At 63.3% G+C, this 22691-nt stretch carries 19 protein-coding genes and 1 other RNA gene; 5 read left to right on the top strand and 15 right to left on the bottom strand.

Going from position 1 to position 22691, the window contains the following annotated elements; all coding sequences use genetic code 11:
- Positions 1 to 69: 69 nt before the first annotated feature.
- From U0O11_RS00690 to dapB, 5 genes are all read right to left on the bottom strand, one after another.
- Positions 70 to 522, bottom strand: a complete 453-nt coding sequence (locus U0O11_RS00690; RefSeq protein ID WP_324691087.1) for a hypothetical protein — start codon at positions 520 to 522, stop codon at positions 70 to 72.
- Between the two features lie 126 nt (positions 523 to 648).
- Positions 649 to 1125, bottom strand: a complete 477-nt coding sequence (greA, locus tag U0O11_RS00685) for a transcription elongation factor GreA (protein WP_043333374.1) — start codon at positions 1123 to 1125, stop codon at positions 649 to 651.
- Entirely contained in the window at positions 1122 to 4352 is a 3231-nt protein-coding gene (gene carB, locus U0O11_RS00680) for a carbamoyl-phosphate synthase large subunit (RefSeq protein ID WP_107335696.1), read from the bottom strand. The genes greA and carB overlap by 4 nt, the downstream gene beginning before the upstream one ends.
- A 67-nt stretch (positions 4353 to 4419) precedes the next feature.
- Positions 4420 to 5565: a glutamine-hydrolyzing carbamoyl-phosphate synthase small subunit gene (carA, locus tag U0O11_RS00675; RefSeq protein ID WP_324691084.1), complete on the bottom strand. Its 1146-nt coding sequence runs from the start codon at positions 5563 to 5565 to the stop codon at positions 4420 to 4422.
- A gap of 589 nt (positions 5566 to 6154) precedes the next feature.
- Positions 6155 to 6961 carry a 4-hydroxy-tetrahydrodipicolinate reductase gene (gene dapB / locus U0O11_RS00670; RefSeq protein ID WP_043333367.1) on the bottom strand — a complete coding sequence of 269 codons (807 nt, stop codon included), beginning with the start codon at positions 6959 to 6961 and terminating at the stop codon, positions 6155 to 6157.
- A gap of 211 nt (positions 6962 to 7172) precedes the next feature.
- Here dapB and U0O11_RS00665 point away from each other — a divergent pair, with 211 nt between their 5' ends.
- Positions 7173 to 8201, top strand: a complete 1029-nt coding sequence (locus U0O11_RS00665) for an esterase-like activity of phytase family protein (RefSeq protein ID WP_324691082.1) — start codon at positions 7173 to 7175, stop codon at positions 8199 to 8201.
- A gap of 162 nt (positions 8202 to 8363) precedes the next feature.
- Here U0O11_RS00665 and dnaJ read toward each other — a convergent pair whose 3' ends face one another.
- The 3 genes from dnaJ to grpE form a co-directional block, all read right to left on the bottom strand.
- Positions 8364 to 9515 carry a molecular chaperone DnaJ gene (gene dnaJ / locus U0O11_RS00660; protein ID WP_043333362.1) on the bottom strand — a complete coding sequence of 384 codons (1152 nt, stop codon included), beginning with the start codon at positions 9513 to 9515 and terminating at the stop codon, positions 8364 to 8366.
- Positions 9516 to 9684: 169 nt separating this feature from the next.
- The gene (gene dnaK, locus U0O11_RS00655; protein ID WP_043333360.1) at positions 9685 to 11607 is read right to left on the bottom strand and encodes a molecular chaperone DnaK; all 1923 of its coding nucleotides are present in this window, start codon (positions 11605 to 11607) and stop codon (positions 9685 to 9687) included.
- A 203-nt stretch (positions 11608 to 11810) separates the two neighbouring features.
- Positions 11811 to 12434 carry a nucleotide exchange factor GrpE gene (gene grpE, locus U0O11_RS00650; RefSeq protein WP_176675918.1) on the bottom strand — a complete coding sequence of 208 codons (624 nt, stop codon included), beginning with the start codon at positions 12432 to 12434 and terminating at the stop codon, positions 11811 to 11813.
- 376 nt (positions 12435 to 12810) lie between these two features.
- Here grpE and recN point away from each other — a divergent pair, with 376 nt between their 5' ends.
- On the top strand, positions 12811 to 14481 hold the full coding sequence (gene recN, locus U0O11_RS00645) for a DNA repair protein RecN (protein ID WP_215823700.1): 1671 nt from the start codon (positions 12811 to 12813) through the stop codon (positions 14479 to 14481).
- 196 nt (positions 14482 to 14677) lie between these two features.
- On the opposite strand, the gene fur is transcribed toward recN, so the two are convergent.
- Complete coding sequence (gene fur / locus U0O11_RS00640) at positions 14678 to 15100, bottom strand: ferric iron uptake transcriptional regulator (protein WP_043333352.1); 423 nt, start codon at positions 15098 to 15100, stop codon at positions 14678 to 14680.
- Positions 15101 to 15178: 78 nt separating this feature from the next.
- On the opposite strand from fur, the gene U0O11_RS00635 reads away from it, so the two are divergent.
- Positions 15179 to 15607 (top strand): outer membrane protein assembly factor BamE, encoded by a 429-nt coding sequence (locus tag U0O11_RS00635; protein ID WP_052384519.1) that lies wholly within the window; start codon positions 15179 to 15181, stop codon positions 15605 to 15607.
- Between the two features lie 92 nt (positions 15608 to 15699).
- Here U0O11_RS00635 and U0O11_RS00630 read toward each other — a convergent pair whose 3' ends face one another.
- Positions 15700 to 16011, bottom strand: a complete 312-nt coding sequence (locus U0O11_RS00630) for an RnfH family protein (RefSeq protein ID WP_043333350.1) — start codon at positions 16009 to 16011, stop codon at positions 15700 to 15702.
- Positions 16012 to 16098: 87 nt separating this feature from the next.
- Positions 16099 to 16536, bottom strand: coding sequence for a type II toxin-antitoxin system RatA family toxin (locus U0O11_RS00625; protein WP_043333347.1), 438 nt, complete (start codon positions 16534 to 16536; stop codon positions 16099 to 16101).
- Positions 16537 to 16698: 162 nt separating this feature from the next.
- Between U0O11_RS00625 and smpB the strand changes: the two genes are divergently transcribed.
- Positions 16699 to 17175, top strand: coding sequence for an SsrA-binding protein SmpB (smpB, locus tag U0O11_RS00620; RefSeq protein ID WP_043333345.1), 477 nt, complete (start codon positions 16699 to 16701; stop codon positions 17173 to 17175).
- Positions 17176 to 17310: 135 nt separating this feature from the next.
- Positions 17311 to 17665, top strand: a transfer-messenger RNA (tmRNA) gene (gene ssrA, locus U0O11_RS00615).
- A gap of 226 nt (positions 17666 to 17891) precedes the next feature.
- Here the strand turns inward: ssrA and U0O11_RS00610 are convergent.
- The 4 genes from U0O11_RS00610 to U0O11_RS00595 all read right to left on the bottom strand — a co-directional run bounded on the left by U0O11_RS00610 (position 17892) and on the right by U0O11_RS00595 (position 22141).
- The gene (locus U0O11_RS00610) at positions 17892 to 18749 is read right to left on the bottom strand and encodes an ABC transporter ATP-binding protein (protein WP_052384524.1); all 858 of its coding nucleotides are present in this window, start codon (positions 18747 to 18749) and stop codon (positions 17892 to 17894) included.
- Positions 18750 to 18902: 153 nt separating this feature from the next.
- On the bottom strand, positions 18903 to 19961 hold the full coding sequence (locus U0O11_RS00605) for a FecCD family ABC transporter permease (protein WP_324691076.1): 1059 nt from the start codon (positions 19959 to 19961) through the stop codon (positions 18903 to 18905).
- 138 nt (positions 19962 to 20099) lie between these two features.
- Positions 20100 to 21068 carry a FecCD family ABC transporter permease gene (locus U0O11_RS00600; protein ID WP_324692478.1) on the bottom strand — a complete coding sequence of 323 codons (969 nt, stop codon included), beginning with the start codon at positions 21066 to 21068 and terminating at the stop codon, positions 20100 to 20102.
- A gap of 176 nt (positions 21069 to 21244) precedes the next feature.
- Positions 21245 to 22141, bottom strand: coding sequence for an ABC transporter substrate-binding protein (locus tag U0O11_RS00595; RefSeq protein ID WP_209443791.1), 897 nt, complete (start codon positions 22139 to 22141; stop codon positions 21245 to 21247).
- Between the last annotated feature and the right edge of the window lie 550 nt (positions 22142 to 22691).

The raw sequence follows: 22691 nt of genomic DNA, 5'->3' as shown, positions 1-22691 counted from the left end.
GCCACGCCTGCCGCAGACAGAAACGCCGCCCTCATCGAGGGCGGCGTTTCTGTTTTCTGTTGCTAACAATCACGACCTGACGCGCTGATTCAGCTCGAAGGTGATGTCGTCCAGCGCCCGCTGGGTGACCTGATGACGCTTGAGTGTCGTCTTTCTGGACTCCCCATCACCGTTGCCGGCATCGCGATACTTGATGACCAGCGTCTTCTTGTCGAAGGTGAAATCCTCGATCAGCTCATAATCGATCTTGCGACACCCCATGAGTGGTGACGGCCGCAGATAAAGCGCCTGATCACCGAAGTGCGCCAGCGGCATCACCAGGTGGAAAACTCCCCTCGCCAACAGGGCACTCCCGAGGACCAATGATGGCGTCAACAGCGCTGAGTCCCCAGTGTACCGATAGGCAAACGACTGGGAGACCACATATGCCACCCCGAACAGCATGAACCCGAGCACCATGAAGATGGCCGCCATGGAGGTTGCCATGATGCGCTTTTCCGGCTGACTTCCCTGTACTTCCATTACTCCCTCCCTGAAGGATTTCGTGCCCGCAGGCCAAAAAAACAGCCCTGCCGGGGTTACCGGCAGGGCTGTCACGACATCAGGATCTGACGAATCAGAGGCGATGCACTTCAGATGTGACGTGCTTCAGATGTGATGCACTTCGGAGATTTCATACTCCACATCGCCACCCGGGGTACGCACGACCACGACATCCCCTTCTTCCTTGCCGATCAGCGCACGCGCGATCGGAGAGGTGACGGAGATCTTGCCGTCCTTGATGCTGGCTTCATCTTCGCCAACGATGCGATAGCGCACTTCGCTATCGTCATCGAGGTTCATCAGGTCGACCGTGGTGCCGAAGATCACCTTGCCGGTCTTCGGCAACTTGGTGACGTCGATCACCTGGGACATGGAGAGCTTGGACTCGATCTCCTGGATACGACCCTCGATGAAACCCTGCTGTTCACGCGCGGCGTGGTACTCGGCATTCTCCTTGAGATCGCCGTGCTCACGGGCTTCCGCGATGTCAGCGATGACCCGGGGACGCTCAGTGCCCTTTAGGTGCTCGAGCTCCTTGCGAAGGCGGTCTTCGCCTTCGACGGTCATCGGACTTCTACTCATATCATGACTCCTGCATGCATATCCTGGAGACGACGGACCTTGACGTCGTTGCCGTAGGCAAGCGCCATGCACACGGCATTGGCACCCGCCAGCGTCGTGGCGTAGGGCACCTTGTGCGCCAGCGCCGTGCGACGGATCACGGACGAGTCATTGATGGCCTGACGTCCCTCTGTGGTGTTGACGATATAGGCGATCTCGCCGTTCTTGATCATGTCGACGATATGCGGCCGCCCTTCGAACACCTTGTTGACGGGTTCAACCTCGAGGCCGGCAGCGGCGATCACCTCTGCCGTGCCACGGGTAGCACAAAGCGTAAAGCCTAATGTTACCAGAGAGCGGGCCACCTCGATAACGCCCGCCTTGTCGAACTCACGCACGGACAGGAAGGCCTTGCGATCGCCAGTCAGGGTCGGGATGGCTTCACCGGCACCCAGCTGCGCCTTGTAGAAGGCTTCCGCGAAGGTATCGCCGGAGCCCATCACTTCGCCGGTGGACTTCATTTCCGGCGACAGGATCGGGTCGACCCCCGGGAACTTGGCGAACGGCAGTACCGCTTCCTTCACACTGTAGAAGGTCGGCACGATTTCCTGGGTGAAACCGATCTCTTCCAGGGTCTGGCCGGCCATGCAGCGTGCGGCGATCTGCGCCAGCGACTGGCCGATGCACTTGGAGACGAACGGCACGGTACGTGAAGCGCGCGGGTTGACCTCGATGACGTAGATCACGCCATCCTGCCAGGCCAGCTGCACGTTCATCAGGCCGACGACGTTGAGTTCCAGCGCCATGCGCTTGACCTGCTCGCGCATCTCTTCCTGGACGTCTGCCGGCAGCGAGTACGGGGGCAGTGCGCACGCGGAGTCACCGGAGTGGATACCGGCCTGCTCGATGTGCTGCATGATGGCGCCGATTACGACCTGCTTGCCATCGGACACCGCGTCGATGTCGACCTCGATGGCCGCGTTCAGGAAGTGGTCCAGCAGCACCGGCGAGTCATTGGAGACCTTGACCGCGTGGGTCATGTAGTTCTCGAGCTCGGCGGCGGAGTAGACGATTTCCATCGCGCGGCCGCCCAGCACGTAGCTCGGGCGCACCACCAGCGGATAACCGATGACCTCGGCCTTGACGAAGGCTTCCTCGAAGCTGCGCGCGGTGGCGTTTTCCGGCTGGATCAGACCGAGCTTCTCGATCATCTGCTGGAAACGCTCGCGGTCTTCGGCGCGGTCGATGGCGTCCGGCGTGGTACCGATGATCGGCACACCGGCGGCTTCGAGCTCACGCGCCAGCTTCAGCGGCGTCTGGCCACCGAACTGGACGATGACACCGACCGGCTGCTCCTTGTCGGCGATCTCCAGCACGTCTTCCAGGGTGACCGGCTCGAAGTAGAGGCGATCGGAAGTGTCGTAGTCGGTCGAGACCGTTTCCGGGTTGCAGTTGACCATGATGGTCTCGTAGCCGTCCGCGCGCATGGCGAGGGAGGCGTGGACACAGCAGTAGTCGAACTCGATGCCCTGACCGATACGGTTCGGCCCGCCACCCAGCACCATGATCTTCTTCTTGTCGCTGACTTCCGCCTCGCACTCTTCCTCATAGGTGGAGTACATGTAGGCGGTGTCGGACGCGAATTCGGCGGCACAGGTGTCGACGCGCTTGTAGACCGGACGGATGCCCTGCTTCTGACGGTGCTTGCGGAAGGCCTTCTCGGACACGCCCATCAGACGCGCCAGGCGCGCATCGCTGAAGCCCTTGCGCTTGAGACGGAACAGACGATCAGCGTCCATCTCGCCCAGCGAGCTTGCGGCCACTGCGCCTTCCTGAGCGATCAGGTCGGCCAGCTGCACCAGGTACCAGCGGTCGATGTTGGTGAGGCGGAAGATCTCTTCGATATCGAGACCGGCACGCATGGCATCGGCGATGTAGAAGATACGCTCGGCACCGGCGGCCTGCAGCTCGCCCTTGATACGCGCCATGTTCTCGTCGCTGAAGTTCTCGACGATCGGGTCGAGACCGTCAACGCCGGTCTCCATGCCACGCAGCGCCTTCTGCAGGGATTCCTGGAAGGTACGGCCGATGGCCATGACTTCGCCGACCGACTTCATCTGCGTGGTCAGGCGGTCATTGGCCTGCGGGAACTTCTCGAAGGTGAAGCGCGGAATCTTGGTGACGACGTAATCGATGGACGGCTCGAAGGACGCCGGCGTCTTGCCACCGGTGATGTCGTTCTGCAGCTCGTCCAGGGTGTAGCCGACGGCCAGCTTGGCGGCGATCTTGGCGATCGGGAAACCGGTCGCCTTGGAAGCCAGTGCCGAGGAACGCGACACGCGCGGGTTCATCTCGATCACGACCATGCGGCCAGTGTCCGGGCAGATACCGAACTGGACGTTGGAGCCGCCGGTCTCGACGCCGATCTCGCGCAGAACGGCCAGCGATGCATCACGCATCAGCTGGTATTCCTTGTCGGTCAGGGTCTGGGCCGGGGCGACGGTGATGGAGTCGCCGGTGTGCACGCCCATCGGGTCGAAGTTCTCGATGGCGCAGACGATGATGCAGTTGTCGTTCTTGTCACGAACGACCTCCATCTCGTATTCCTTCCAGCCCAGCAGCGATTCGTCGATCAACAGCTCGCGGGTCGGCGACAGTTCGAAGCCGCGATGGCAGATCTCTTCGAATTCTTCACGGTTGTACGCCACGCCGCCGCCGGAACCGCCCATGGTGAAGCTGGGACGGATGATGGACGGGAAGCCCAGCTCGGCCTGGATTTCCCAGGCTTCTTCCATGGAGTGCGCGACCTTGGCCTTCGGGCACGCCAGACCGATCTTCTTCATCGCCTTGTCGAAGCGATCACGGTCTTCGGCCTTGTCGATGGTGTCGGCGTTGGCACCGATCATCTCGACACCGTACTGCTCGAGCACGCCTTCGCGCTCCAGCGCCAGCGCACAGTTCAGTGCGGTCTGGCCGCCCATGGTCGGCAGGATGGCGTCCGGGCGTTCCTTCTCGATGATGCGCGCCACGGTTTCCCAGGTGATCGGCTCGATGTAGGTCGCATCGGCCATCACCGGGTCGGTCATGATGGTTGCCGGGTTGGAGTTGACCAGGATGACCCGGTAACCCTCTTCACGCAGGGCCTTGCAGGCCTGTGCGCCGGAATAGTCGAACTCGCACGCCTGGCCGATGACGATGGGGCCGGCGCCGATGATCAGGATGCTGTTTAGGTCTGTACGTTTCGGCATGTCTCTTCCCGCAATGATCTGGTGACTGAACTCAACGATGGATCAGGCCCTCGGGCCTGCGCTCGGCTCAGCGTCGCGCGCGCATCATCTCGATGAAACGATCGAACAGCGGGGCGACGTCCTGCGGGCCGGGACTGGCTTCCGGGTGTCCCTGGAAGCTGAAGGCCGGGCGGTCGGTACGCTCGATGCCCTGCAGACTACCGTCAAACAGCGACTTGTGGGTCGCGCGCAGGCTGCTCGGCATGCCCGCTTCATCCACTGCGAAGCCGTGGTTCTGGCTGGTGATCATCACCACACCGCTGTCGAGGTCCTGCACCGGGTGGTTGGCACCATGGTGACCGTGGCCCATCTTGACCGTGCTCGCACCGGAGGCCAGTGCCAGCAGCTGGTGACCCAGGCAGATGCCGAAGACCGGCGTGTCGGTCTCGAGCACTTCACGAATCGCGGTGATGGCGTAGTCGCAGGGCTCGGGGTCGCCCGGGCCGTTGGACAGGAAGACGCCATCCGGGTTGAGCGCCAGCACCTCGGCGGCAGGCGTCTGCGCCGGCACGACGGTCAGGCGGCAGCCGCGGGAGGCCAGCATGCGCAGGATGTTGTGCTTGACGCCGTAGTCGTAGGCGACCACGTGGAAGGGACGCTCGGACTCACGGGTATCGGCGTAGCCTTCGCCCAGTGTCCATTCGCCTTCGTGCCACTCGAACTGCTCGCTGCAGGAGGCTTCCTTGGCCAGGTCCATGCCCTTCAGACCCGGGAAGGCGCGTGCCGCTTCCAGCGCGCGCTCGACGGCATCATCACCCTGGGCATCTTCACCGGCGAGGATGGCACCGTTCAGGGAGCCCTTCTCGCGCAGGATGCGCGTCAGGCGACGCGTGTCGATATCAGCGATGCCGACGACATTCTCGTCGCGCAGATACTGATCGAGGGAGCGAGTGGAGCGGAAGTTGCTGGCCAGCAGCGGGAGGTCGCGGATGACCAGGCCGGCGGCTGCGACGCTGTCGGACTCGGTGTCCTCGTCGTTGATGCCGGTATTGCCGATGTGCGGATACGTCAGAGTGACAATCTGTCGGGTGTAGGAGGGATCGGTCAGGATTTCCTGGTAGCCGGTCATGGCAGTGTTGAACACTACCTCGCCGCTGGTCTGCCCATCAGCACCGATGGCGCTGCCGTGAAATACACTGCCGTCTTCCAAGGCCAGTATCGCGGGTTTGATCAACGCAACGTCCTCCCCATAGTGTCCACTTTCCTGCCCGGAATCCGCGGTCGAACACCGGACATGCTGCTTGATTATCGTGCTCGGCATTCGCCGAGCCTGTGTCCCGCTGCCGACTTCTGCCAGATGCCTGTCACTGGACAGGCGCGCGCCAGAAGCGGCAAATTCAGGTTGCAAAAAAGCGGGACGAAACCGAAAAATCAGGTTTCATCCCGCTTGTTATCATTCTTCGGAATGCTGCTGGCCCGAGCGCTGCCAAAACGGCAACCAATAGGGCGGCCAAGAACGTGGCCAAATTGGGTAGAGATTACCGGAATCCTTGAGTGCTGACCACCCCGCGCATGCCCCGCCAGCAGGCGACAAGGCCCACGATACGGTCGTTTCGTCGCCGCGGTCAGCTTGACGAAACCCTTGGCCGAGCCGGGACACTGCACAGCGCTTGTAAAGCGACGCAGTCCAGCGGCGCAAGGCGGCCAGAATGGCTCACGCGTGCGCCGCATCCTGCCCACCGAGACAGCTTTCAAGAAATTCTCCTGAATGTCGCCAGACTGTCATCTCAGCGCTTGGCTCCCCATTTTGCTCTCCACTTCGCTCACTTGAGCCCCAGCACATCCTGCATGTCATAGCGGCCGACTTCGCGCCCTGACAGCCATTCGGCCGCGCGCGCCGCGCCCTTGGCGAAGGTCATGCGGCTCGACGCCTTGTGGGTGATCTCGATGCGCTCGCCTTCGGTGGCGAACATCACGGTGTGCTCACCGACGATGTCACCGGCACGCACGGTGGCGAAGCCGATTTCCTTGTCGGTACGCGGGCCGCACTGACCTTCACGCGCGAAGACACCGTGGGTGGCGAGATCACGCCCGATGGAATGCGCCACGGCTTCACCCATCGCCAGCGCCGTGCCGGAGGGGGCATCGACCTTGTGACGGTGGTGCGCCTCGATGATCTCGATGTCGTAGCCGGCATCGCCCAGGGCACGCGCGGCGGTTTCCAGCAGCTTGAGAGTCAGGTTGACGCCGGAGCTCATGTTGGCCGCGAACACGAAGGGCACACTGTCACGGTAGCCATCCAGCTGCTCGAGCTGCTCCGGCGTGAAACCGGTCGTGCCGATCACCATGCGCTTGCCGTGCTCGGCGCACAGCGCCAGGTTGGCCAGCGTCACCTGCGGTGCGGTGAAGTCGATCACCACATCGAAGTCATCCACCACGGCAGCCAGACTGTCGCTGGCGACCACGCCCAGACGGCCCTGACCGGCCAGCTCACCGATGTCGACGCCCGCCAGGGAGCTGCCGGATTCGACGATGCCCGCCGCCAGCGTCAGACCTTCCACTGCACCGACGGCCTCGACCAACGTGCGTCCCATGCGTCCGGCGACGCCCATGATTGCGATACGGGTCATGCTGACTCCTGCCTGTTGTGGGTCTTGAGGGTGACAGCCCGCGAGCATGCCCCGAGCGTGCCACCTATGCTGTGGCCACGAGTATATCAGCCGCCTGCAGCGTTGGCTGACGTCATGTATTTGTGTCGGTTACGCGCTAGAGTAGCCTCGTACCAGGTTGTCTCCTGTTGATCGTCATTTTTCTCATCACCGCTCAGTCTCCGGAGTCAGCATGCCTGCACGCCAATCCCCCGCCTCGCGCCGCTGGCGCATGCTCCAGACCCTCGCTGTCACCACGGTGCTCGCCGGCCTGTTGAGCGCCTGCGGCGTTCACCCGCGCCCCTACACGCTGGCATCGCCGGAACAGAAGAGCGAGTTCCCGGAAATCCAGTGGTGCGGCACGCTCAGGCTGCCGGGCAAATGGCTGGATGACACCCCCGTCGGGGGCCTGTCGGACATCGGCTGGGACCAGGACGAGTCACTGCTGTATGCCGTGTCGGACCGCGGCTGGCTACATCGCCTGCGGCTCGCCTTCCGTCACGGTGAACTGGTCGGGGCCAAGGCGCTCAATACCTACACCCTGCGCGACGAGACCGATGTCTCGCTGCGCGGCGCCCTCAGTGATGCCGAGGGCCTGCAGCTGCTGCGCGCGAACAATGACCGCCGCGGCGATTCCCGCCTGGTGATCAGCTTCGAGCAGCAGCCACGCGTCGAGCACTTCCTGCCCAGCGGCCTGGCCGTCAGCGAGCCCTTCACCCCGATGGGCGCACGCGGTGCGGCGCCCAACAACGGCATGGAAGCCCTGACCCTGCACCCGGAATACGGCATGCTCGCCGGACTGGAAGCCACGCCGGAAGGCATGAGCGAGGGCATGACGCGCATCTTCAGCCTCGACGACAAGCACGAGTGGAGCTACCCGCTGGCCAGCGACACCGGCTCGAGCCTGACCGCGATGGAGATGCTGCCCGACGGTGACATGCTGATGCTGGAGCGCGCCTTCTCGCCACCCTTCCCGCTGGTGATCAGTCTGCGCCGCGCGCATCTCGGTGAGCCCGGCACCCAGGCCGAGGTGCGCACCCTGGCACGCCTGTCGAGCGGCGATGGCTGGTCGCTGGACAACTTCGAAGGGCTGACGCATCTGGAAGGCAATCGCTTCCTGATGATCTCGGATGACAACTTCAGCAGCTTCCAGACCACGCTGCTGAGCTGCTTTGCCGTCATCGAGCCAGAGGCCTTCACGGCTGAATCGGTGCCGGAATAGCCATGCCCCGGGCTGCGTTACTGGACTGAATTGCTTGGCTGAATTGCCTGGCTGAGCCACCGAGCCTGAAACGCGAGAGCCCCGCACTCGACAAGTCGAGTGCGGGGCTCTCTGGCATGAAGGCCATCCACGGGGCTGGCCCGCAGACGGCAAGGCGAATGCCTAGGGCTTCATGTCTTCGAAGAACTTCTTCACGCCATCGAAGAAGCTGTTCTCCTTCGGTGAATGGCTCTTGCCGGTATCACCAAGGCTCTGCTGGAACTGACGCAGCAGCTCCTTCTGCTCTTCATTCAGGCTGACCGGGGTCTCGATGACCACCTTGCACAGCAGGTCCCCGGCGGGGCCGCCACGCACCGGCTTGACGCCCTTGCCGCGCAGACGGAACAGCTTGCCGGTCTGGGTCTCGGCCGGAATCTTCAGCACGACACGCCCGTCGAGGGTCGGCACGTTGAGCTCACCGCCCAGCGCCGCATCGACGAAGCTGATCGGCACTTCACACTGCAGGTGACGACCATCGCGCTTGAAGATCTCGTGCTCGCGCAGGTTGACCTGCACATACAGATCACCTGACGGCCCGCCGTTGACACCACCCTCGCCTTCGCCGTTCAGACGGATGCGGTCGCCGGTGTCGACGCCCGGCGGAATCTTGACCGAGAGGGTCTTGGATTCCTGGACGCGGCCTTCGCCGTGACACTTGCGACACGGCACGCTGATCTTCTCGCCACGACCGTGGCAGGTCGGACACGCCTGCTCGACCGCGAAGAAGCCCTGCTGCATGCGCACCTTGCCCATGCCATTGCAGGTCGGGCAGGTTTCCTTGCTGGAACCCGGCTCGGCACCATCGCCATCGCAGTGGCCACAGGCGGCCAGGCGCGGCACGCGGATATCGACCGTGGTACCGGCAACCGCCGATTCCAGATCGAGATCCAGGTTGTAACGCAGGTCGCTGCCGCGCTGCGGAGCGTTCGGGTTGCGACGACCACCGCCGCCACCGAAGATGTCACCGAAGACATCGCCGAACACATCGCCGAAGCCGCCGGCACCACCACCGCCAAAGCCGCCGCCACCGAAGCCACCGCCGCCCTGACCATCGACACCGGCATGACCGAACTGGTCATAGGCGGCGCGCTTGTCAGCATCGGACAGCACTTCGTAGGCCTCAGAGACTTCACGGAACTTCTCGGCCGAAGTTTCATCATCCGGGTTGCGGTCCGGGTGATGCTTCTGGGCCAGGCGTCGGTACGCCTTCTTGATGTCCTTGGTGTCGGCGCCACGCTCGACACCAAGCACTTCGTAATAATCACGCTTGGACATGGATCAGGTCCGCCTGGATTGCTGGCAGCCTGAGGCTGCCGGTCTGTTCTGGAATGCCGGTTGTCACCGGTGGCTCGCGGCTAGCGCAAGGCGCCACCGATGCAAACGACAACGCGGGACACCTTCACAAGGCTCCCGCGCTGTCATCAGACGTCGTTCAAGAAATCCCTCAGGACTTCTTGTCGTCGTTGACTTCCTCGTACTCGGCGTCAACCACGTCGTCGTCCTGCTTCTTGCCAGCCTGACCTTCGGCAGCCTGCTCACCCTGGGCGCCCTGCTCGGCGTAGAGCTTCTGCGCCAGGTTGCCGGACGCTTCGGTCAGTGCATCCAGCTTGGCCTGGATCGCATCCTTGTCGTCGCCTTTCAGGGCTTCTTCCAGCTCGGAGATCGCCGTCTCGATGGCTTCCTTCTCGCTGGCTTCGGCCTTGTCACCGGCTTCGGTCAGGGTCTTCTTGGTCGCGTGAATCATGCCGTCGGCCTGATTGCGCAGCTGGACCATTTCCTCGAACTTCTTGTCTTCGTCGGCGTTGGCTTCCGCGTCACGCACCATCTGTTCGATCTCGTCGTCGGACAGGCCGCCGGAAGACTTGATGACGATGGACTGTTCCTTGCCGGTCGCCTTGTCCTTGGCGGACACGTTCAGGATACCGTTGGCATCCAGGTCGAAGGCGACTTCGATCTGCGGCACACCGCGCGGTGCCGGCGGAATGTCGGCCAGGTCGAAGCGACCCAGAGACTTGTTCTGCGCAGCCTGCTTGCGCTCACCCTGCAGGACGTGGATGGTCACCGCGCCCTGATTGTCGTCAGCGGTGGAGAACACCTGGGACTTCTTGGTCGGGATGGTGGTGTTCTTCTCGATCAGCGGCGTCAGCACGCCACCCATGGTCTCGATACCGAGGGTCAGCGGGGTCACGTCCAGCAGCAGCACGTCCTTGACGTCGCCGCCCAGCACGCCGCCCTGGATACCGGCGCCGACGGCGACCGCTTCATCCGGGTTGACGTCCTTGCGGGCTTCCTTGCCGAAGAACTCGGCCACCTTGGACTGCACCAGCGGCATGCGAGTCTGACCACCGACCAGGATGACGTCGTCGATCTCGGAGGCGGACAGGCCGGCGTCGGACAGCGCGGTCTGGCACGGCTTCAGGGAGCGTGCGACCAGGTCGTCGACCAGAGACTCGAGCTTGGAGCGGGTCACCTTGACGTTCAGGTGCTTCGGACCGGTGTTGTCAGCCGTGATGTACGGCAGGTTCACGTCGGTCTGCTGAGCGCTGGACAGCTCGATCTTGGCCTTCTCGGCGGCTTCCTTCAGACGCTGCATGGCGAGGTTGTCGCCGGACAGATCGATACCGCTGTCTGCCTTGAACTGGTCAACCAGGTAGTTGATCAGGTGCATGTCGAAATCTTCACCACCCAGGAAGGTGTCGCCGTTGGTGGCGAGCACTTCGAACTGGGTCTCACCGTCGACGTCGGCGACTTCGATGATGGAGATATCGAAGGTACCGCCGCCCAGGTCGTAGACCGCGATGGTCTTGTCACCACGAGACTTGTCCATGCCGTAGGCGAGGGCTGCGGCAGTCGGCTCGTTGATGATGCGCTTGACGTCGAGACCCGCGATGCGGCCGGCGTCCTTGGTCGCCTGACGCTGGGAATCGTTGAAGTAGGCCGGTACGGTGATGACGGCTTCGGTGACTTCTTCACCGAGGTAGTCTTCCGCGGTCTTCTTCATCTTCTTGAGGATTTCCGCACTGATCTGCGGCGGTGCCATCTTCTTGTCTTTCACCTGCACCCAGGCGTCGCCGTTGTCGGCTTCGACAATCTTGTACGGCACCATCTTGATGTCTTTCTGAACCACATCATCCTTGAACTTGCGACCGATCAGGCGCTTGACCGCGAAGAGAGTGTTCTCCGGGTTGGTCACTGCCTGACGCTTGGCCGACTGGCCGACCAGAATCTCGTTGTCGTCGGTGTAAGCGATGATGGACGGTGTGGTGCGACCGCCTTCAGCGTTTTCGATGACCTTGGTTTTCTCGCCGTCGAGTACTGCCACACAGGAGTTGGTAGTACCCAAGTCAATACCGATGATGCGTCCCATAATCGTATACCTCGAATCTGTTGCTAGCCTGAAAGATAAGTCTGGATGTCGGCACCTTGTGTCGGTGCCTGAACTTGTTTCTCTAGATGGGGTCGCGTGTCAGGGTTTCAAGACCCGGCCGGGCAAATTTTCTCGGGCCGGATCGCCCTGAGCCCCCACAGGGCGCGATCCAACGCCTATCGGGCGTCGGGAGCGCGCAGGCCTCAGGAGGCCTTGCTGACTGCCACCATCGCCGGACGCACCAGGCGGCCATTGAGGGTGTAACCCTTCTGCATCACGTCGATGACGCTGTTCGGCTCCGCGTCCGGGGACGGCACCATGGCGACAGCCTGATGGTATTCCGGATCGAAGGGCTCGCCGTGCGGATCCAGCTGCTCGACGCCTGACTTGTTCAGGGCATCCAGCTGCATTTTCAAGGTCATCTCGATGCCTTCGACGTGGGTCTTGGCCGCTTCGTCACCCGACATGGATTCCAGTGCCTTCTCGAGGGAATCCACCACCGGCAGCATTTCCTTGACGAACTTCTCCAGCGCGAACTTGCGCGCCTTCTCGGCGTCCTGCTCGGCACGACGGCGCGCGTTCTGCGCATCGGCAGCCGCACGCAGCGCCTGGTCCTTGGCTTCCTTGACGGCCTGCTCAAGCTCTTCGACCTGGGCGGCCAGCATCTCGGCTTCCGGGTTGTCCACCAGAGTACCTTCGGCGCCGGTATCGTCGGCATCCAGTACGTTGTCGATCACTTCACCCTCCGGCGTTTCCGGCTGCGGCTCGGCATCGCGAGCGGCACGCTGAAGCTCTTCATCCATCGGGGTCTGCGGGTCCTGAGCCATGCTGATCTCCTGCGGGCCGGCGTCTATGCGCCATTGCCCTGATTCGTGGCCTGCTGAGCTTGTCGCGAAGCATTACGCGCACTGGCTGACAGACAGGCCATGAGTTGCCTTGAGAGGCAGCAAGGCCAGGCCATTGCTGCCGACTGAAAGTGTCAGTGCCTCTATATGGGGACAGCACATCGCTTCTCAAGCCTTGCCGCAGGCTTTTCTCCCCACTGAGTCCGGCATGGATTGAAGGCCACCCGAACGTGCTGTATAAAAAGCCATGTTCACTGTATAAACATACTGTATGGCGACACCGTAGCCCGCCCATCGAGTCCGGGTCCGCTGATGTTCTCCCAGCACGGCGTACGTCAAAGCCCCCTCGGAGGTAGTCATGCTGCTGCAACTCGCCATCCAAGATTTTGCCATCGTCGAAACGCTGGAACTCGATTTCCGCCGCGGCATGACCGCCATCACCGGCGAGACTGGTGCCGGCAAGTCCATCCTGCTCGGCGCCCTCGGCCTGTGCCTGGGCGAGCGTGCCGATGCCGGCAGCGTGCGGCATGGCGCCGACCGCGCCGACCTCATCGCGCGTTTCGATATCAGTGAGCTTGGCGACGCCCGTCAGTGGCTGGATGAGCGCGAACTGGGCAGCGACGACTGCCTGCTGCGTCGCGTCATCACCGCCAGCGGCCGCTCCAAGGCCTGGATCAACGGCACGCCCTGCACCATCGCCGACCTGCGCGAGCTGGGCGAGCACCTGATCGACATCCACTCCCAGCACGCCCATCACTCCCTGCTCAAGGAAGAGACGCATCTGCGTCAGCTCGACGAATATGCGGGCCTGGAGACCCAGGCTGCCCAGTTGCGCGAGGACTTCCGCCACTGGCAGGAGGCGCATCGTCGCCTCAAGCGCATGAGCAATGATGGCGATGAGGTGCGTGCACGTCGCCAGCTGCTGCGCTATCAGGTCGAGGAGCTCGATGAACTGGCGCTGTGCGAAGGGGAGCTGGAAGCCCTGGAACAGGAGCAGGAAACGCTGGCCAATGCCGAGCAGATTCTGGCCGAGGCGCAGTCCGCCGCCGAGTGCTGTGATCACGACGAAGAAGGTGCGCTGTCACGCCTCAACCAGGCCCTGGCACGTCTGGCGCATCTGCCGGGCAACGAGCATGGCTCACTGGCCAGTGCGCTGGGCATGCTCGAGGAAGCGCGCATCCAGATAGAAGAAGCGGCGCGTGAACTGCATCGCTTCGTGGAAGTCACCGAACTCGATCCCGAGCGTCTGGCCTTCGTCGATGAGCGCCTGAGCCGCATTCACCAGATCGCACGCAAGCATCATGTGATGCCGGACGAGCTGCATGGCCTTCATCAGCGCCTGAGCGAAGAACTCGACGGCCTGGGTGGCGATGAAGAGGCCATCGAAGCCTTGCGCGAAGAAGTGGCTCAGCGTCGCGAGGCCTGGAAGGGGCTGGCGAGCGAGGTGAGCGCCAAACGCGCCACCGCCGCCCCGCAACTGGCCAGCGACATCCAGGACCAGCTGGCCTTCCTCGGCATGGGCAAGGCCACCTTCGAGGTCGCCATCGAGGCGCGGGAGCGCCCGCAGCCCGAAGGCATGGAGCGTATCCACTTCCGCATCAGCGCCAACCCGGGCCAGCCGCCACGTGCGCTGGCCAAGGTCGCCTCCGGCGGCGAGCTCTCGCGTGTGTCACTGGCGATCCAGGTCGTGGCCGCCAGTCGCTCGACCATCCCCAGCCTGGTCTTCGATGAAGTCGATGTCGGTATCTCCGGCGCCACCGCCGAGATCGTCGGTCAGCTGCTGCGTCGCCTGGGCGACAAGGGCCAGGTGCTGACCGTCACGCACCTGCCGCAGGTCGCCGCACAGGCACATCAGCACCTGCATATAGAGAAGCAGGCCGAGAAGGACACGACCCGCACGCACATGGCGCTGCTGGATGAAAGTGGCCGCGTGCGCGAGCTGGCACGCATGCTGGGCGGCATTCACCTTTCCGAGCAGACCCTCGCCCATGCCCGCGAGATGCTCGGCGCTGCCGACAGCCGCCACTGAGCGCTGTCGGCGCCGTTCATGCACTGCCAGCGACGTCCATTCGTCCAATGACGCTCCTCAACAAGACGAACGCCAGAGTCATGGATTGAGAGGAAACATGAACGCCAGATACACGAACGGCCGCCCCTGAGGGCGGCCGTTCGTGTATCTGGCCGGAGAAGGCTCTCCGGCCACGTCATCCCTGACGCAACCCGCGTCAGCTGTCGCTCTTGTCGCCCTTGGGGCGCACGTAGAGCACTAGCGCATGCTCGACCAGCTCATAGCCGTGCTCCTCGACGATCTCGCGCTGACGGCGCTCGATCTCGGGATCACAGAACTCTATGATCTCGCCGCTGTCCAGACATACCATGTGGTCATGGTGTTCTTCCTGAGACAGTTCGAAGACGGCGTGACCGCCATCGAAGTTGTGACGCATCACCAGTCCCGCTGTTTCAAACTGGGTGAGCACACGATAAACCGTCGCCAGACCGACATCTTCGCCAGCCTCAAGCAACGCCTTGTACACGTCCTCGGCACTCAGGTGTCGATCCGTCGATTTCTCGAGGATCTGCAGGATCTTGACTCGCGGTAGGGTTACCTTGAGTCCCGCCTTGCGCAGTTCATGGTTCTGATCGGCCATGCTGGGGTACTCTTCGCAGTCGCTTGATGTATCAGGTATGATCGGCCAAGGCAAAACGATAGGGAATCTTCAGGGCAAATGCAAAACTTGATCAAAACAGTCGCCTTTTGCAGCGCCCTGTCGCTGCTCACCGGGTGCAGCTACTTCAGCGTCTACAAGCGCGACCTTCCTCAGGGCAACCTGATCAAGCCGGAAATGGTCGAGCAATTGAAGCCGGGCATGAGCCGCGAACAGGTCATCTACGTGATGGGCTCACCGCTGCTGACCGCCCCCTTCAGTGAGGATAGCTGGGACTACGTCTATCGCCTCAAGAAAGCGGATGGCGAAATCATCAACAAGCGCGTGACGTTGACCTTCGCAGGCGATTCACTCTCCAACATCGACAAGAGTGGCGACATCGACCAGGAAACCGTCATCGTGCCGGACCTGGACATCGACCCTCGCGCGGCACAGCCTAACCGTGCTGAACCCAAGGCAGGCGCAGCCGACCTGCCTGAAGAGCGCTGATCACTGTCCTCTTCACTCAGTGACAAGCCAGAACAACAGCGGGGCACCTTTCAAGGTGCCCCGCTGTTTTTGATTCTCGCCTGTATCTCGTCTTACTGAGCGGCACGAGCAGCCTTGTCGGCGCGCCGCTTGCGTGCAAGCTTGGGGTCGGTGATCAAGGCGCGATAGACCTCGACCCGGTCCCCGGCGTCCAGCACATGCTCATCGGGCTTGCGCAGTGCCTTGCCGAAGATGCCCAGGTCCGCCTCGAGAAACACCTCGGCGGCAATCGTCGGAAAGTGCTGCTCCAGACGTGCCATGCGCACGGCCTCGCGCGCCGTGGTGCCGGGGGCGACCGCCAGCGAGACGATTTTCTGCTTGTCGGGCAGCGCATAGGCCACCTCGACCGTGATTCTGTCTGTCATGTCTGCTCCTTTGCTCTCGCCACCTTTATATACCACCTGTGCGATATATCACCTGCGCGGCGTTTCACCCTGGCCAACGGCCAGGTGTCAGCGCTGGGTGTAGATCTGGTCAGCGCGGCGCGTGAAGGCCTCGACCATCTGAGCGGCGACCTGACTGAACAGCTTGCCGAACGCCATGCCCAGCAGGCGGTTGCTGAACTCGAAGTCCATCTCGAGCGAGACCTTGCAGGCATCTTCGCCCAGCGGCGTGAACAGCCAGGTCCCCTGCAGACGCTTGAAGGGGCCATCGACCAGGTTCAGCTCTATCCGCTCGGGGGCATACAGGTCATTGCGCGTGACGAAGCTCTGCTGCATGCCTGCCTTGGACAGGGTGAGCCTGCCCTTGAGATGGTCCTCATCACGTTCCAGCAATTCCGCGTTGCTGCAGCCGGACAGGAATTCGGGATAACGCTCGAAATCATTGACCAGATCGAACATTGCCCGGGCCGAATGCCGCACCAGGGCAGACCGGTTGACCGTAGGCATCTAGCTCTCCGCTGACTTGGATACGCAGCATGCGTATCATGAACAATGGGCCGGCGCATGAAGTGCCGTCTGGCCTTGAATGGTAACACGCCTCCCCCCATCCAGAAGGATGTGCCATATCCACACTGGATGACGGCAGGCGCACACGACAAATGAGGCAACATGGGCAAGAAAAAGAAACCCGAACAGGGCGGCAATCTGATCGCCCAGAACAAGAAGGCACGCCACGAGTACCACATCGAGGAAACCTTCGAAGCGGGTCTGGTACTGGCAGGCTGGGAAGTGAAGGCGCTGCGCGCAGGCAAGGGCCAGCTGACCGATACCTATATCGTGATCAAGAATGCCGAAGCCTGGCTGCTGGGCTGCCACATCCACCCGCTGGAAACCGCCAACACCCACGCGGTGGCGGACCCGCAGCGCACGCGCAAGCTGCTGTTGCACAAGAAGCAGATCGCACGCATCTTCTCGCGCACCCAGGACAAGGGCCACACCTGTGTGCCGGTCAAGCTGTATTGGAAGAATGCGATCGTGAAGTGCGAGATCGCGCTGGTGGAAGGCAAGAAGCTGCACGACAAGCGCGCTACCGAGAAAGACCGTGACTGGAACCGTCAGAAAGCCCGTATCCTGCGCGACCGCTGAGGGCAGCGTGAGGGAGCTCACGCCAGCAAGCTACTGTCAGGTCAGAAATTTTCCTGAACGCTTGAACTGGCGTAGCACAGTCCCCACCTGTTATGATGAAGACGTAGCAACGCAGTAAAGTGGTAACACTGTTATGGGGGCGTTCTGGCATTCGACGCTGGTGGCAAACCCTGAGGTGCATGCCGAGATCGTAACGTATCTCGTAAATAAAACGTTGCAAATATATAGTCGCAAACGACGACAACTACGCTCTAGCTGCATAAGCTGCTCATGATACCGTTGCGCCTGTTCAAGGTGGATTGAGAACGAGCCCGTATAAACAGGATCGTCTTGGCCGACGTCTCTAAGGTCGAGATTAAAACTCAGAGAATCGCATTGCTGTAGCCTGTTCATTGGCGGCAGTAGTGTTAAATCAAATAATGAAACTAAGCATGTAGAGCCGAAGGCGGAGTGCCGGCGGACACGGGTTCGACTCCCGTCGCCTCCACCATATCCGTGACAGAAAGGCCTCCCTTCGGGGAGGCCTTTCTGTTTGTGGGCGATCAGTTCTGGCTGGGGCTTTCCTGTCAGAGGCAGAGCGCTCTCTCAAGTCGCCCTATCAAGCTGCCCTCTCAAGTCACCCTCTCAGGCCTCTAAAGCCCCTCTCTCAGGCCTGCGCAAGGCCCGGCAGCGGCCACGCAGGCGCCACAGCGCCCGTCATGGCCATTGCCCCGGCCTCAGGTCGCGCTGCCGCTCAGGCGCTCGCTGGTGCGGCGCACGCCGATCAGCAGCGGCGTGCCGGTGTCGGGGTCGGGGATCAGGCGACACTCGACTCCATAGAGCTTGCGCACCAGCTCCGGCGTCACCACCTCGGCGGGCGCACCCTCGGCGATCACGTGGCCGGCGTGCATGGCCACGATGTGGTCGGCATAGCGGCAGGCGCTGGCCAGGTCATGCACCACCATCACGATGGTCTTGCCCTCTTCATGGGCCAGACGCTGGATCAGCTCGAAGACCTCTATCTGGTGACCGAGATCCAGCGCCGAGGTCGGCTCATCCAGCAGCAGCAAGGGCGTCTGCTGTGCCAGCGCCATGGCGATCCAGGCACGCTGGCGCTGCCCACCGGACATCGAGGCCAGCTCACGGTCCGCCAGGCTCTCGATGTCGGCGGCGGCCATCGCCTCGGCTACCAGGCGTTGATCCTCCTCTGACCACTGACTCAGCGCGCCCTGATAGGGCTGGCGACCGAAACGCACCAGCTCATGCACCGTCACCCCCTCGGGCGAGTGAGTCTCCTGGGGCAGCAGCGCGATGCGCTGGGCCACTTCGCGCCGCTTGTAGGCGTGAATGTCCTTGCCTTCCAGCAGCACCGCGCCTGACTCAGGCAATTGCAGGCGAGCCAGCCCTGCCAGCAGTGTCGACTTGCCACAGCCGTTGGGCCCGACGATCGCCGTCACCTTGCCGTCGGGCAGCCCCAGGGTCAGCGAATCGATCACGGTGACATGGCGCTGGCGCGCGCCATAGCCCAGCGACAGCTCGTTCGCTCGCAGGGTGTCGGTGGTAGCCGCGGCGTGGCGATCGGCCGGGGAATTCATCGCTCGCGGATCAAGCATCGTCTCAGCGCTCATGGCGCACTCTCCTGAAACATCATCGGCCGCTGGAACATCATCAGCCGCTGAAACATGTCGTGCGACGCTGAGCGGCAAGGGCTGGCCCCGGGCCGCTCAGCAGGAAAATAGGGGCAACGGCTAGCGCGGGCTGCGCAGCAGTATCCACAGCAGATAAGGGCTGCCGACCACGGCCATCACGATACCTACCGGGATTTCCAGTGGCGACAGCAGGGTGCGACCGGCGAGGTCTGCCAGCACCATCACCAGCGCGCCGGCCAGCGCCGAGGCCAGCAGCGGCACGCCCTTGTGACGCGACAGGTAGCGTGCGATCTCGGGGCCCACCAGCGCCACCATGCCTACCGGCCCGGCCACCGCGACGGCCGCCGCCGTCAGCACGACCGACAGCCACAGCGTGATCAGACGTACACGCGACACCGGCTGTCCCAGCCCCGTCGCGACGCGGTCGGTGAAGCGCAGCGTATTCAGCCCGCGCCCCAGCCAGAGCGCGATCGGCACGCCGATCAGCAAGGCCAGTCCCAGCCAGGTGAGCGAATCGGCGTCACGCGCATTGAGGCTGCCGACCGTCCACGGGTAGGCGCTGTTGGCGGCATCGATGGAGACTCTTGCCAGCATCAGCTGCGTCCCGGCACCGAACAGCGCGCCGACCCCGATACCGGCGACCAGGAAGCGATAGCCGCGTGTGCCGATGCCGCCGGAGAGCCCGAAGGCCAGCGCAGTGGCGATCACGGCACCGCTCAGCGCCATCACCGGCGGCGCCAGCGAGATGCCCATCCCGACCACGGAGGCCACCGCGAAGGCGGTCGCGCCATTGTCGATGCCGATGATGCCGGGTGTCGCCAGGCGATTGCCGGCCAGGGTCTGCATCAGACAGCCCGCCAGCGAGAAGGCAGCGCCCGTGGCGATACCGGCCAGCAGGCGTGGCAGACGCAGCTCCTGCACCACGAAAACGGTGGCGAACTCGCCGTGCCCGAAGGCCGCCTTGAAGGCATCCCACGGCCCGAGGCCGGCACTGCCCAGCATCAGCGAGGCGACACTGGCCATCAGCAGCGCCAGCAGCAGTATGCCGGCCGCCAGCAATGGCGCACGCAACAGCAGCAGGGACAGCTTGCCATATCGCCACCAGAGCGTGCCGGTAGGGGCCGAGCGAAGGAGATCAAGCGGTGAAGGTCTAGACATCATCGATTCCAAACAAGGCCCTGTCAGGACAACGCCTGACAGGGCCGGTCGATTCAAGCAATGAGGCGATGGCGCCGGCATGCGCGCCAGCCTGGCCTCCATCATCGTTCACGCCGCAAGCGCCAGAGGCACCAACTACTACAGGGTGGGCAGACGGCGAGCACGCACCACGGCAATCAGCACAGGCGCGCCCATCAGGGTCGTCAGCACCCCCAACGGCAGCTCCGAGGGCGGCACGACCAGCCGCGACACCACATCGGCGCTCAGCAGCATGGTCACGCCCAGCGGCAGGCACAGCCACAGCGTACGCCGCACATCGGCGCCGCACAGCGCACGCGCCACATAGGGCACGGCGAGGCCGACGAAGGCCACCGGCCCGGCCAGGGCCGTCGCGGCACCGACCAGCAGCGCCACCACCAGAATCGCGACCTTGCGCACGCGCTTGGGATGATGGCCCAGGCCACTGGCGACCTGCTCACCCAGCACCATCGCGGAGAGCGGCCGCGCCAGCCACAGCGTCAGCAGCACCGCGAGCAGGATAGTGGGCAGGCTGCTGTAAAGCGCCTCCAGCGAGCGCCCGGCCAGACTGCCGATCACCCAGAAGCGGATCTCGTCGGCCGCGCGCTGGTCGATCAGCAAGGCCAGAGACGTCAGCGCCACCAGCAGGCTCGACAGCGCCGCACCGGCCAGCACCAGGCGCACCGGGTCCTGACGTGCGCCGCTCATCCGCACGGTACTCATCACGAACAGGCAGCCCAGCAGCGCACCACTCTGCGCCACCATCACGTGCATGCCGGTCGCTTCCATCCCCAGCAACAAGGCCACGGCCACGGCAAAGGAGGCCCCGGCACTCACGCCCAGCAAGCCCGGCTCCGCCAGCGGGTTGCGTGCCACCACCTGCATCAGGGCGCCGCCACAGGCGAGCATCATGCCGACCACCATGCCGATCAGGGTACGCGGCGCGCGCAGCTCGAGCACCACGAAGCGCGCCTGATCACTGCCCTGTCCGGCCAGCACCTGCAGCGCCTGCCAGGGGCCGACATCGCCAGCCCCCCACAGCAGGCTGGCCAGACAGGTCAGCAGGGCGCTCAGGCAGGCCAGCGGCATCACCTGACGCAACGCAAGACGCCCGGAGACCTTGTGGGTCATCCGGGCGGCATGTGCGCGTGGCCTGCGGACCTGTGGAGAGGTCTCTTCAGCCTGCATACCACCTCCCGCGTCGCGGTTGCGGGAGGTCCCCTGCCTGCGCAGGGGTCAAACGTGGTGCACCGACATGACTGCGACTAGCCATCATCGCGCGCCCGGTCGATATCCTTCAGCAGGGCTTCCGCGGCCAACGGGCCACTGGCGCTGGTCCACAGCTGGCCATTCACGCCGACCAGGCTGTCGCGATCCGCTGTCTCGAGACGCTGGAAGGCCGGTTCTGCCGCCAGGGCATCGACCGCGGCATCAGAGGAATCGTCCATGGTGGCGAGGAAGATGGTCTGCGCATCGATGCGTGCCATGTTCTCGTCGCTGAGCGGATCGGAATGCGGGCGACCCGGCTTGACCAGATCACCGCCGACCAGCTCATAGCCGCTGGCCGCCATCAGGCCGGTCGCGAACAGCTGGTCGGACATCGCCATCAGGCCGCCCGGCATGCGACGCACCAGGCTGGCGGTTTCCGGGGTGGTCATCTCGGCCTTCAGACGCGCGGCGTGCGCGTCGATGGCGGCCAGACGTGTCTCGAGTTCCGCTTCGGCCGTCTCGCCCAGCGCCTCGGCATAGACACGACTCTGCTCCTTCCAGCCCTGCTGGCTCAGCGCCGAAGCGCTCGGCACGACGGTCGGCGCCAGACGCGACATCAGCTGGTACTGGGTCTTGTCGAGGCCCGGCGGTGCCAGGATCAGGTCCGGCTTGAGCGCGACGATCGCCTCGAGATTGAATTCACGCGGCGTGCCGATGATCTTGATGTCCGGCACCTGCGACTGGATATAGCTCGCCACGCCATCACCGCCGCGCGTGGTCACGGTACCCAGCGGCGTCACCTGACTGGCGACGGCCACATCCAGCGCGCCTTCGTACAGGGTGACGACACGCTGCGGCGTGCCCTCGATGTCCAGCTCACCGTAGGCCGTCTCGACACTGCGTGCCTCGGCAGACAGGGAAGCCCCCATCAGCGCTACCGCCAAGGTCGCCATCAGGCCCTGTTTGAACCATGCAGGCCGGGTCATGCCACGAGCAGTAAAAGCAGTCGACGAGACGGTCATGCAGTACTCCGAAATGAAGGAAATGATCTCGCACTCAAGCGAAGGCAGGCGTGATCCTGCGCAGGACGATACCGCAAGGCGGCCCCTGTGCGCATGACTATCACACCTGAACAACGAATAATAATCAATCGCAACAATACCGACTCATCCTGTGACTCACCACACCAGTTCATGCAACGCGACATTGCAACATTCTGCGTGGCAGCAGGTCACGCCTCTCCCCCGAGCAGCGTCTGAAGACCTTGAAGGTTGGCGGCGCCTGCCGCAGGCTGTGCGCAAGAATGTCTCTGGCGGAGTCCCCACAGGGGTTGGGATAGCACCAAGTGCCCCGATAACTGAGGGATGGACTCTCGCTCGGCGTACGCGCAGGACGCGCGTGACGCCCCTTCAACATCTACCTGACAGATCCTCGCGTTATTGATGGGACGCTTGCGAGCCTCTGATGCACCTGCGGAGCCTGCTCTCACTCTCTACCCCGACG

This window comes from Cobetia sp. D5 (genome assembly GCF_035666195.1).
GTDB classification, from domain to species: domain Bacteria; phylum Pseudomonadota; class Gammaproteobacteria; order Pseudomonadales; family Halomonadaceae; genus Cobetia; species Cobetia amphilecti.
This window is presented reverse-complemented; position numbering and strand designations above follow the sequence as displayed.